The sequence below is a fragment of the Flexivirga oryzae genome, assembly GCF_014190805.1.
Taxonomy (GTDB): Bacteria; Actinomycetota; Actinomycetes; order Actinomycetales; family Dermatophilaceae; genus Flexivirga; species Flexivirga oryzae.
Map to the genome: position 1 here is coordinate 512,440 of NZ_JACHVQ010000002.1, position 12,326 is coordinate 524,765.

At 67.2% G+C, this 12,326-nt stretch carries 10 protein-coding genes; 6 read left to right on the forward strand and 4 right to left on the reverse strand.

What is annotated here, in order from left to right:
* The first annotated feature begins 30 nt into the window (after positions 1 to 30).
* From FHU39_RS15495 to FHU39_RS15520, 6 genes are all read left to right on the forward strand, one after another.
* Entirely contained in the window at positions 31 to 351 is a 321-nt protein-coding gene (locus FHU39_RS15495) for a rhodanese-like domain-containing protein (protein ID WP_183321481.1), read from the forward strand.
* Positions 352 to 382: 31 nt separating this feature from the next.
* Positions 383 to 934 carry a pyridoxamine 5'-phosphate oxidase family protein gene (locus tag FHU39_RS15500; protein ID WP_183321482.1) on the forward strand — a complete coding sequence of 184 codons (552 nt, stop codon included), beginning with the start codon at positions 383 to 385 and terminating at the stop codon, positions 932 to 934.
* Positions 935 to 1,048: 114 nt separating this feature from the next.
* Entirely contained in the window at positions 1,049 to 1,969 is a 921-nt protein-coding gene (locus FHU39_RS15505; RefSeq protein WP_183321483.1) for an SH3 domain-containing protein, read from the forward strand.
* Positions 1,970 to 2,043: 74 nt separating this feature from the next.
* Entirely contained in the window at positions 2,044 to 3,720 is a 1,677-nt protein-coding gene (locus FHU39_RS15510; protein WP_246336586.1) for an HAD family acid phosphatase, read from the forward strand.
* Positions 3,721 to 3,956: 236 nt separating this feature from the next.
* Positions 3,957 to 4,967: an alpha/beta hydrolase family protein gene (locus tag FHU39_RS15515; protein ID WP_183321484.1), complete on the forward strand. Its 1,011-nt coding sequence runs from the start codon at positions 3,957 to 3,959 to the stop codon at positions 4,965 to 4,967.
* A gap of 59 nt (positions 4,968 to 5,026) precedes the next feature.
* Complete coding sequence (locus tag FHU39_RS15520; RefSeq protein ID WP_343065935.1) at positions 5,027 to 6,187, forward strand: calcium:cation antiporter; 1,161 nt, start codon at positions 5,027 to 5,029, stop codon at positions 6,185 to 6,187.
* 109 nt (positions 6,188 to 6,296) lie between these two features.
* Here the strand turns inward: FHU39_RS15520 and FHU39_RS15525 are convergent, their stop codons facing one another.
* The 4 genes from FHU39_RS15525 to FHU39_RS15540 form a co-directional block, all read right to left on the reverse strand.
* A complete protein-coding gene (locus FHU39_RS15525; RefSeq protein WP_425484790.1) occupies positions 6,297 to 7,328 on the reverse strand; it encodes a magnesium and cobalt transport protein CorA in 1,032 nt (343 codons plus the stop codon).
* Positions 7,329 to 7,593: 265 nt separating this feature from the next.
* Positions 7,594 to 9,009 (reverse strand): class II fumarate hydratase, encoded by a 1,416-nt coding sequence (locus FHU39_RS15530; protein ID WP_183321486.1) that lies wholly within the window; start codon positions 9,007 to 9,009, stop codon positions 7,594 to 7,596.
* A 121-nt stretch (positions 9,010 to 9,130) separates the two neighbouring features.
* Positions 9,131 to 11,500 carry a glycoside hydrolase family 65 protein gene (locus tag FHU39_RS15535; RefSeq protein ID WP_183321487.1) on the reverse strand — a complete coding sequence of 790 codons (2,370 nt, stop codon included), beginning with the start codon at positions 11,498 to 11,500 and terminating at the stop codon, positions 9,131 to 9,133.
* A 2-nt stretch (positions 11,501 to 11,502) separates the two neighbouring features.
* Positions 11,503 to 12,237: a beta-phosphoglucomutase family hydrolase gene (locus tag FHU39_RS15540; RefSeq protein ID WP_183321488.1), complete on the reverse strand. Its 735-nt coding sequence runs from the start codon at positions 12,235 to 12,237 to the stop codon at positions 11,503 to 11,505.
* Positions 12,238 to 12,326 lie beyond the last annotated feature (89 nt).

Sequence of the window (12,326 nt, forward strand, 5' to 3'; positions counted from 1 at the left end):
TCTCCCCCGCCCGTTTGGCAGGATCGGCGTATGAGCAACAACACCACTCCGGCCGAACTGGCCGACGACGCCGTCATCCTCGATGTCCGCCGCCAGGACGAGTGGGACGCCGGCCACGCGCCGACCGCCGTCCACATCCCCATCGAGGAGCTGCAGGACCGGCTCGGCGAGCTGCCCTCGACCGACGGCCCGATCCCGGTCGTCTGCCGCGGCGGTGGCCGGTCCGCCCGAGCCGCCAAGTGGCTGGGCGAGAACGGCTACCAGGCGATCAACGTCTCCGGCGGCATGAAGGCGTGGCACGCGGCCGGCAAGCCGATGGAGAGCGCGAGCGGCGACCCGGAAGTCATTTGAGGCCGCACCGCCGGCTTGCCAGACTTGGGGCGTGGCCACCCAGTACCCCGAGATCAGCGACCAGTTCCGCGGGTTCATCGAGGAGCAGCACCTGTTCTTCGTCGGCACCGCGGCGCGCGACGGTCGGGTCAACGTGTCCCCGAAGGGCCTGGACTCGCTGCGCGTGCTCGGCCCCGATCGGGTCGTCTGGCTGAACGGCACCGGTAGCGGGAACGAGACGGCCGCCCACCTGCTGGACACACCGCGGATGACGCTGATGTTCTGCTCGTTCACCCGCACGCCGATCGTGCTGCGGTTGTATGGCGCGGCGCGGGTCCTGCACCGGCGCGATCCGGAGTGGGACGAGTTGATCGACCTGTTCCCGCCGATGCGCGGAGCACGCAACATCTTCGACCTGCGGGTCGAGCTGGTGCAGAAGTCCTGCGGTTACGGTGTGCCGCTGTTCGACTTCCAGGAGGACCGCACGCTGATGGACTCGTGGGCGGCCAAGAAGGGTGCGGACGGCCTCGCCACCTACCAGCGGGACACCAACCAGCGCAGCATCGACGGCCTCCCCACCGGGCTGTTCGACGACACCCGCTGAGGCGTCCGATCTCGCCACCGGTTGCACCGCGCCGACATCGACCGGCGCAATAAGTCACACCAACACCACCGGCATCTGGTGGAATGGAGGTGTGATCGCGAGGGGAGGGCGACCATGACAACCGCACCCGCCGGTTCGACGCCGACCGGCGCACCGGCTTCGGAAACCACGCGTTTCGTCGCGCCGGACATCGACAATCTGAACGTCCGGATGGGGCCGAGCACGTCATACCCAGCCGTCGGCCTGCTGATGCCCGGCGCGCAGGTGACCGGCGTCAGCCTCCCGGGGCAGGACTGGCTCCAGGTGACGCACGGTCCACTGACCGGCGCCTGCGTCAGCGGCGACTACCTGACCGACGAGGCGCCTCCGGCGACACCCGCGACCCCCTGTCCGCGCATCGAAGGACGGGTCACCACCGACGACCAGTTCGCCAACATCCGGTCCGGCCCGGACTTCTCGCACCCGATCGTCGGGCGCTACCAGCACCACGAGCTGGTCAGCGGCAGCCTCGTCGACGACGGACCCTGGATCCGCACCGAACGCGGCTACGTCAACGGCGGCACCCTCACCCTGCACACGCCCGACCCGAGCTGCCTCAACGGCCGGATCCCGGAGCACCTGCTGTCGCCGATCCCGTTGTGCTACAACGCCACTGGCGAGTTCGACCCCGGCTACACCGCGACGACGCCGCGCTATCTCAACGGCGCCGCGCTCGACGCCCTGCACCGACTGCAGGCGGCGTTCAAACGACGTTTCGGACATTTCGCCACCATCGACCTCACCTATCGCTCGTACGACGAGCAGCAGTTCTGGTTCGAGAAGTTCAGCAGCCCACGCGCCGCGACTCCGGGCACCTCCAACCACGGTTACGGCCTGGCGATCGATTTCGAGGAGCGCGAAACCCCGTGGATCTACTCGTGGGGCGCGGTTGCCAACGAGTGGCTGCTGGCGCATCAGGCCCGCTTCGGTTTCGACAACCCGTTCGCGAGCACCCTGCAGGAGGGCGAGGACTACCACTTCAACTTTGTTGGCTGAAGTCTTGCGCCTTCCGGTCTCCGGAGCAGTAGTGTCGGTGGGCCCCAATTATCGTCACGTTTCGGAGATGAAATATGCATCGTCGTGCTGCACTGATCGCTGCGGTCACGGTGGCGACAACCGCCCCCGCGCTCGCACTCGCGCCGACTGCGACGGCCAAACCGGGTCACCACCCGCCGGCCGCCTCCACGAACCATCAGATGGTCAAGTCGCTCTCCTCCTGGGTCGACAAGCACCTCACACCGCGCACCCACTTCATGATGGCACCGGATGGCTCTAGCGGCAAAACCCAAGGTGGAGAGGGGATTCCGAACATCGACTCGGTGAAGGCGACGATTCGGGCCTACTACAACGCCGACTCCAACGGCATCGCGAGCAAGACGTCGTCGCCATACCGCACCGAGATGCAGCGGATCCTCGCCAAGGAGACCAAGAAGCTCAAGGCGCTCTACCGACAGAGCTCCCGGCACGGCAAGAAGCCGGCCATCGTCTTCGACGCCGACGACACGACGCTGATGACGTACGACATGGAAGACGGCGCCATGCACTTCAACTACAACCCTGCGCTGCAGGACGTGTGGGTGCAGAGCGAGAAGTTCCCCGCCACACCGGGCATGGTCGCGTTCGTCACGGCCGCCAAGCGGGTCGGCTTCACGATCTTCGGGGTCACCGGTCGCAACGACGACCAGAAGAAGGCCACGGTGGAGAACCTGGCCAACGACGGCTACCGCGGCTTCACCCTCGACCGCTTCTACACCAAGTGGACCGGCGTGGGCGACAGCCAGCAGCCGAACTACATCAAGTGCGCGACGAGCTCCTGCACCACCGTGGAGTTCAAGGCGGGCACCCGCAAGCACATCGAGTCGATGGGTTACGACATCGCCCTCAACGTCGGCGACCAGTTCTCCGACCTCCAGGGTGGTTACGCAGACCACTACCTGAAGCTGCCGAACCCGACCTACTACCTGCCGTCCCCCGACCTGCCCGGTGTCAGCGAGCCGTGGCTGTCGCCACGGACCCACTTCACCATGAAGCCGGACGGGTCCAGCGGTAAAACCCAAGGCGGAGAAGGCATTCCGAACATCGACTCGGTGAAGTCGACGATCCGCACCTACTACAACGCGGACTCCAACGGCATCGCCAACCCGACCACCTCGCCGTACCGGACCGAGATGGCGAAGCTGACCTCGAGCGTCACGCCGCTGCTCTCGACGGCCTGCTGGTTCGGGAAGCTGTTCGGCGTCAACCCGGCCATCGTGCTCGACGCGGACGACACGACCTTGATGACGTATGACATGGAAGACGGCGCCATGAAGTTCAACTACGACCCCGCGCTGCAGGACGTGTGGGTGCAGAACGAGCAGTTCCCGGCCACCCCGGGCATGGTCGCGATGGTCAATGCCGCGAGCAAGGCCGGGTGCACGCTGATCGGGCTCACCGGCCGCAACGACGACCAGAAGGCCGCCACGCTCGGCAACCTGAGCAAGGTCGGCTACACCGGCTTCACCAACGCCAACTACTACACCAAGTGGACGGGCGTCGGTGACAGCCAGCAGCCGTCATACATCAAGTGCGCGGCCGCCAAGTGCACGACGATCGAGTACAAGTCGCAGACCCGGGCGCACGTCGAGACGCGCTCCGGCGGCAACTACACGATCATCGCGAACTTCGGTGACCAGTTCAGCGACCTGATCGGCGGCCACGCCCTGGTGCCGGTCAAGCTCCCGAACCCGACGTACTACCTCCCGTAACCCCACCGCTCCTCTTTGCCGAGAGGACAAGCAATACCCGAGAGGACAAGCAAAACAGCCCGTTCCGTGGCGTTTTGCTTGTCCTCTCGGCGTGATGTTGTCCTGTCGGGAGCGATGTCGTCCCCTCGGTCGGCGGTACGTTGGACGACATGCTCGGTCAGGGGAGATCCGCGGTTGCCGCGTGCGCTGCCGCTGCAGTGCTGCTTGCCGGTTGCGCAGGTGCGTCGAAGCCGTCCGTGACCGCCGCTGCGCCGGGCACCGCAGCATCGGGCACCGCAGCAACGGCGCCGACGAGCACCGAGGTGTCCTTCGACGCCCAGGGCACGACGACCTACGCGACGCTCGAAGAGCCCGCGCACCCGAGCGGCCGGAAGCTGCCGGCCGCACTGCTCATCGCCGGCAGCGGCCCGACGGACCGCAACGGCAACCCGAAGACCGGCGAAAGCCCGGACACCTTGCGGCTGGTCGCGGATCTGCTTGCCCGACAAGGCATTGCGTCACTGCGCTTCGACAAGTACTTCTCCGGCAAGACCGGTGCGGGGCGGTTCGCCGGGAAGGCCTCCACCATCACCGTCGACGACTTCCTGGATCAAGCGACTGCGGCATACAGTTTCCTGCGCGGCCGGCCCGGCATCGATCCCGGCAAGCTGCTGCTGGTCGGTCACAGCCAGGGCGGCAAGTACGCGCTCGTGCTGGCGAATTCGCTCTCCCCGCGCCCGGCCGGACTCTGCCTACTGGAGCCGGGCGACCTGCGGCTGCTCACCGTCCACGAGTTGCAGCTCGACGAGCACATCGCCGGCTGGGTCAGGTCCGGAGCGCTCACCTCCGCCGCGGGCAGGCAGAACTCCCGCCTGGTCCACGCACAGATCGTGAGCTTCCGCACGACCGGATCGGCCACCACGTCGGGTATGGCGCCCCAGGTGGCACGCGCTTTCACGAGCGTCATCAATCCGAACAACGCCGCGTACTCCCGCAGCGACGACGAACTCGTGCCCGCGACGTACGCCGCGAAGCTTCCGAGCAGCACCAAGGTCCTGATGACCGACGGTACGCGCGACAGCAAGATCCCGCCGAGTTCGACCGGCCCGCTGGTGTCCGCGCTGCGACGAGCGCACGTGAGCGGCCCCGGCTACCGGCTGATCAAGGGCATCGACCACGACTTGCACCTCGCGGACCAGCCGGACTCGACGCAGGTTCTCGCACCCGCGGTCGTCGACGTGATCGATTCCTGGTCGAAGGAGTTCTGAGCACCGCCGGTCCGGGCCGTATGTCGGACCAGCGCCTCCCGTCCCGGATAATGGCGTGGGTGAACCCGACTCGACTGCGCACCGCGCTGGCCCGCTGGACCGTCTGGGCTCCCATCCTGGCGTTGCTGCCGCTCCCCTTCACCTTCGGCAAGCACATCGGGGCTGCGTGGATCGTCGTCGTCGCCGTGCTGCTGTGCGCGTCCGTGCTCGCGGCCGTGCACCACGCCGAGGTCGTCGCGCACCGGGTGGGTGAACCGTTCGGCTCGTTGGTGCTGGCCGTGGCGGTGACCGTCATCGAGGTCGCGCTGATCGTGACCCTCATGGTCAGCGGCGGGTCCGACGCCGCCACGCTCGCCCGCGACACCGTCTTCTCCGCCGCGATGCTGACCTGCAACGGCATCGTCGGGGTCTCCTTGCTGGTGGGAGCTTTGCGGCACAACACGGTCACCTTCAACGCGGAGGGCACCGGTGCTGCCCTGGCCTGTGTACTGACCGTCGCCACGACCTGTCTGGTGCTGCCCAACTTCACCTCGAGCGTGTCCGGCCCGGAGTTCTCCGGGTCGCAACTGGCGTTCGCCGCCGTCGCATCGCTCGCCCTCTACGCGCTCTTCGTGCTCACCCAGACCGTCCGGCACCGCGACTTCTTCCTGCCGGTGCGCCGCGAGGACTACCGGCCGCTCGCACAGAACGGGTCGGACGCGACCGCACCGGTCGACGACCCGGCGACCCAGGAGTCCGAGGGCGACCACGCACCGCCGCCGACCAGCCGCGCCGCGTTGCAGAGCCTTGCCCTGCTGCTGGTCTCGCTCGTCGCGGTCGTCGGTCTGGCCAAGGTCGAGTCCAAGCCGATCGAGGACGGGGTGTCCGCTCTCGGGCTGCCCAACTCGTTCGTCGGGGTGATCATCGCGCTGCTGGTCCTCGCGCCGGAGACGCTCGCTGCGGTCAACGCCGCCCGGCGCGACCGCGTGCAGATCAGCCTCAACCTCGGCTACGGCTCCGCGATGGCCTCCATCGGCCTCACCATCCCGGTCATCGCCATCGCGTCCATCTGGCTGCCGACCGATCTGCACCTCGGCCTCGGGGACACCCAGATCGTGTTGCTCGGCATCACCGCCGTCGTCGGCATCCTGACCGTCGTGCCGGGACGGGCGACGCGCCTGCAGGGCGCCATACATCTGCTCTTGACAGCGGCGTTCATCTTCCTGGCGGCAAACCCGTAGCCCCTCCCGCCGAGAGGACAACAAACGACCGAGCGGACACGAAAAATTGCCCCTGCCGTAGCCGATTTAGTTGTCCTGTCGGTACTTTCGTGTCCTGTCGGCTGGTGGGTTACAGCCACTTCCGTTTGCGGAAGATGACGAAGAGGACGCAGCACACGACCAGCATGAGCAGGATCGCGAACGGATAGCCGATCCGCCAGGCGAGCTCCGGCATGTGGTGGAAGTTCATCCCATAGATGCCGCTGATCAGCGACGGGGCGAAGAGGATGGCGGCCCAGGCGGAGATCTTCTTGACCTCGTCGTTCTGGTCCATGCCGGCCTCGGCGAGCCGGCGCATCTCTTCGTTCTGGGTCTGCGCGACCAGGGTCGCGTTGAGGGTCAGGATGTCGGCGAGGTTGCTGCGGAAGCCGTCGACCCGCTCCACCACGCTCGTCGCGTGGTCCTTGACGTCGCGCAGGTTGCGCTGCAGCTCCTCGTCCGTGCCGTACTTGTCGAAGCCGCCCTCGAGCGCATCCATGATCTGCAGCAGCGGCTTGGTCGCGCGCTGCAGCTCGGCCACTTCACGCGACAACTCGTAGATGCGGCGGGACACGGCGGGGTCGGACTCGAAGACCTGGTTCTCGATCTCGTCGATGTCGTTCTCGAGACCGGCGATCACCGGGGCGTAGGCGTCCACCACGAAGTCGATCAGCGCGTAGAGCACCGCCTCCGGCCCCCGGGCGAGCAGCTCCGGGTCACCCTCCAGCCGCTGGCGGACCTTGCCCAGGCTGATCCGGTCGGTATGCCGGACGGTGAGCACGAAGTCCGGCCCGATGAAGATGTGCACCTCGCCGATCTGCACGGTTTCGGAGTCGTCCAGGTAGATCGCCGGGCGCAGGACCGCGAAGAGCGTCTCGTCATACCGCTCCAGCTTGGGCCGCTGATGCGCGACGATGGCGTCCTCGACGGCCAACGGGTGCAGGTCGAACACGGCGGCCATGTCGTTGATCTGCGCCTCGGTCGGGTGCACCAGACCGATCCAGGCCATCGGATTGTCCGGCTCGTGCAAGCGGTGCATCGCCTCCCGCAACGACTGTGGCGCCTCCACACGCCGCCCGTTGCAGTAGAGCGCCTTCTCGACGACCGATGCCTCGACCGGCACGTCGTCCTCCCGCCGCGGCTGCAGGAGGCGTTCGGGCGCGTCGTGCAGCGGCTGCTGCCGCGGCGATCGTCCCGGCAGCACCGCGGTCGGCCGGAACGGCCGGTTCTTCCAACTGGGCACGGTTGCAGCCTAGTGCCGGACTCCCCGCCGAGAGGCCCACAAAACCACCGAGAGGCTCAGATCGACAGGCGATCGGGCCCGATTCAAACCCGTATTGTTGGGCCTGTCGATATTTGTTGGGCCTGTCAGTGGTGGGGCGGGCGCGTCAGTCACCGTGCGGGCGGGCCATGGCGAGCACGTCCAGCACCCGGTCCAGCTCCTGCTCGCTGATGGAGCCGTCCCGGACGTGGCCGCGTTCGATGACGACCTCCCGGATGGTCTTGCCCTCCTTGAGGGACTGCTTGGCGATCGCGGAGGCCTCGTCATACCCGACGTAGTGGTTCAGCGGGGTGACGATCGACGGCGACGACTCGGCGAATTCGCGACAGCGGTCGGCGTTGGCGGTGATGCCGTCGATGCACCGGTCCGCGAAGAGCACACCGACCCTGGCGAGCAGCCCGATCGACTGCAGCAGGTTGTCGGCGATGACCGGCAGCATGACGTTGAGCTCGAAGTTTCCTGCGGCGCCGCCCCAGGCGACCGCGGCATCGTTGCCGACCACCTGCGCTGCCACCTGGCAAACCGCCTCTGCCAGAACCGGATTCACCTTCCCGGGCATGATGGAGCTGCCGGGCTGCAGATCCGGCAGGAAGATCTCGGTGAGGCCGGTGCGCGGCCCGGACCCCATCCAGCGGATGTCGTTGGCGATCTTCGTCATACCGACCGCGATCGTCCGCAGCACGCCGGACAGTTCGACGAGGGAGTCACGAGCACCTTGCGCCTCGAAATGGTTCGCGGCCTCGGTCAGCGGCAGGTCGAGCTCCTGTGCGATCCGCGAAATCACTTCGGCGGCAAGGCCTTCCGGTGCGTTGATGCCGGTCCCGACCGCGGTTCCGCCCAAGGGCAGCGACCCCACGCGTGGCAGCACGCTCTCCAGCCTGGTGATGCCGAGTCGTACCTGCGCGGCATACCCGCCGAACTCCTGACCGAGCGTCACCGGCGTCGCGTCCATCAGGTGTGTGCGACCGGACTTGACGACATCGGCGAACTCGATCGCCTTGCCCTCCAACGATGTTGCCAGCTGTTGCAGTGCCGGGACGAGCTCGTGTATGACGGCAGCGGTGGCCGCGATGTGGATGGCGGCGGGGAACTGGTCGTTCGATGAGAACGGGTCGTTGACGTCGTCGTTCGGGTGGACGGGCTGCCCGAGCGCATCCTGCGCCAGGGTCGCGATGACCTCGTTGGCGTTCATGTTCGACGAGGTGCCCGAGCCGGTCTGGAAGACGTCGATCGGGAACTCGTCGTCCCAGAAGCCGCGTGCCACCTCGGCGGCGGCGGTGTGGATCGCCTTGGCCTTCTCCGGGTCGAGCATGCCGCGCTCCGCGCGCACGGTCGCCGAGCAGCCCTTGATCGACGCGAGCGCGCCGATCAACTCACGCTCGATGTGTTTGCCCGAGATCGGGAAGTTCTCGACGGCCCGCTGGGTCTGCGCCCGCCACTTGGCATCCGCCGGCACCTCGATGTCACCCATCGAGTCGTGCTCGATCCGCACTCCGGAGGTCGAATTCGTCTCTGCAGCCATGCCTCCAGTCTGCCACCGGCCATGTCGCGGTGCCCGAGCATGAGGTGGCCGAGCCTGTCGAGGTCACGCCCTGGGGGGTTTCGACAAGCTCAACCGCCTCGCGGCTCAACCGCCTCGCGGCTCAGCCGCCGGAACCCGCCCGGATCGGCTCGCGGCCGACCGGCTGCTTCGGCCGTGGCGTGAGCGGCTTCGGTGGCTTGGTGGCCTTGGACGCCGTCTTCCCGGACCGCAGGGTGAACTTGCGCCCGTAGTGCTTGATCGGCACATGGGCGTCCGGACCGTCCTCCAGCTGGTAGATCGTCCGCTCGTGGGTGACCTCGACCCGGATCTTGCAGCCCTGCCAGCGCAGCGTGAAGGCGAGGCGCTGGATCTTCTCCGGCAACGTCGGGGCGAAGCTGAGCTGCCCGTGGTGGTCCCGCATCCCGCCGAAGCCGCACACCAATGCCAACCAGGCGCCGGCCAGCGACGCGACGTGCACGCCGTCGCCGGTGTTGTGCTCCAGGTTGTGCAGGTCCATCAGGGCGGCCTCGGTCGCGTAGTCGTGGGCGAGCTCGACCTGGCCGACCTCGGCGGCGATGACGGCCTGGGTGCAGGCCGACAGCGACGAGTCCCGGCAGGTCACCGCTTCGTAGTACTCGAAGGCGCGGGCCTTCTGCTCCGGGGTGAATTCGTCGCCGCACCAGTGCATTGCGAGGATCAGGTCGGCCTGTTTGACGACCTGCTTCGGGTAGATGTCGACATACGGGTAGTGCAGCAACAGCGGGTAGCCGTCGTCCTTGAGTGTCTCCTCGAAGTCCCAGACACGGTGCTGGGTGAAGTCGGCGTCCTGCATGTGGACGTCCTTGTCGCTGTCGTAGGGCACCGCGATCGTCTCCACCGCCGCCCACCAGTCGGCGCGTTCGGACTCGGTGACCTTGAGCTCCTTGGCGGCCTTCGGCCACCGCTCGGCTGCTTCGGCGGCGTAGCGGAGGTTCCGGGCCGCCATCAGGTTGGTGTAGACGTTGTCGTCGACGATCGCGCTGTATTCGTCGGGACCGGTCACGCCGTCGATGTGGAAACGCCCGTCGTCGCCGTGATAGCCGAGGTCGGCCCACAGGCGCGCGGTCTGCACCAGCAGCGGGAGGGCGATCTCCTTGTCGAACTCCTCGTCCTGGGTCCAGAACACATACCGCGCAGCCGAGACGGCGATCGCCGCGTTGACGTGGAAGGCCGCCGTCCCCGCCGGCCAGTAGGCGGAACACTCCTGACCGCGGATGGTGCGCCACGGGAAGGCAACACCCTTCAGTTTCAAGGTTTGTGCGCGCTCCGCGGCGAGTTCGGCGATCGACAGGCGCCAGCTGATCGCGTCCCGTGCCGCCTGCGGGGCCGTCGCCGTCAACACCGGCAGGACGTACATCTCGCTGTCCCAGAAGCAGTGCCCGTCATACCCCGGACCGGTCAGGCCCTTGGCGGGTATGGCGCGCCCCTCCGCGCGGGCGCCGGACTGCAGCACGTGCCACAGACCGAAACGCACCGCCTGCTGGATGGCCGGGTCACCGTCGACCTCGACATCGGCGCCGTCCCAGAACTCGTCGAGGTAACTGCGCTGCTCGGCGACGAGGTTGTCCCAGCCGGTGTGCAGCACCGCGGACAGCGCGGCGTCCACCTGGTCACGCAGTGCGGGCAGCGTGCGCTGCGAACTCCAGCCGTAGGCAACGAATTTCGTCAACCCCACGGTCTCGCCGGGCTGCAACTCGGTGCCCACCGTGGTGCGGGTCCAATCGGGTTGCACGTAGGTGTTGGAGTGGAAGTCCTCCTCACCGTGGATGACGTGGTCGCAGGCCACCGCGACGCGCAGCTTGCTGCGGCGCGTGCGATGGATCAGCAACGACCGGTTGCCGGTGTGGGAGTGTTCCTCCGGCCGCAACGGATCCTTCAAGGCCGCAGCGACCCGGGGGTCCTTCGATGCGACCTTGAGCCGCTCGTTGGCGACCATCTCCGACTGCATCACGATGCGCACCGGCTTGTTGATCGCCTCGACCGAGTAGCGGATGGCGAGGATGGCGCGCTGCGTGAAGGACACCAGCCGGGTCGAGCGGATGCGCACCTGGGTGCCGGCGGTCGTCTCCCAGATCACGTCGCGGTGCAACAGGCCTTCGCGCATGTCCAGGGATCGTTCCTGGTGGCGGACAACGCCGTACCGCATGTCGAGCGGTTGGTCGTCGACCAGCAGCCGGATGATCTTGCCGTCCGTGACGTTGACGATCGTCTGGCCCTCTTCGGGGTAGCCGTAGCCCGCTTCGGCATACGGCAGCGGACGCTCCTCGTAGAAGGAGTTGAGGTAGGTCCCGAGCAGGCCGTTCGGCGTCGACTCGTCGTAGTTGCCGCGCACCCCGATGTGCCCGTTGGACAGCGCGAAGACCGACTCGGACTGCGCCAGATTGCCCGGATGGAGGCCGAGTTCGCGCACCCGCCAGGGTTCGACCGTGAATTCGCTCTTCGCGCTGGCCATCGTCATTTCTCCTCGTCGATCAGCTCGGAAAGGTCCTGCACGACGACATCGGCGCCGTGCTCCCGCAGCGCGTCTGCATGACCCACTCGGTCGACGCCGACCACGAGGCCGAAGTTCCCCGCGTGGCCGGCCTCGACGCCGGAGACCGCGTCCTCGAACACCGCGGCCTGAGCAGCGGTCACACCCGCGAGCTTTGCCCCCGCGAGGAAGGAGTCGGGTGCTGGCTTTCCCTTGATGTTCTGCTCCCGCAGGGTGACTCCGTCAACGCGCCCTTCGACATACTCCGCGAGCCCCGTGACCTCCAGGACCATGGCAGTGTTGGCGCTCGACGACACGACGATCCGGTGCAGCCCGTTCTCACGGGCCAGCTGCAGGTAGCGCCGGCTGCCCTCGTACACCTCGACGCCGTTGCGCTTGATCTCGTCCTGCACGTTGTCGTTCTTGCGATTGCCCAGACCCCAGACGGTTTCGGCGTCCGGCCCGTCGTCGGGAGACCCTTCGGGCAGTTGGATGTCCCGTGACGTCAGAAAGTCCCGGACACCATCCTGGCGTGGCTTGCCGTCGACGTACTGGTTGTAGTCGTCGTCGGTGAACGGCCGGAAATCCTGGCCGTCGCGTGCCTCCAGGTAGGCATCGAACATCTGCTTCCACGCCTTGCGGTGCACGCTGGCGGTGTCGGTGAGGACACCGTCCAGGTCGAAAAGGCAGGTCGTGACGGCGTCCGGCAGTCCAAGCATCGAACCGTTCCTCTGCATCGGCAATCGTCTTCATCGCATGCTGCGGCCCCGTAGGGCTCTTGGCAGATTAGACCCGCAGCGCCCGTGGG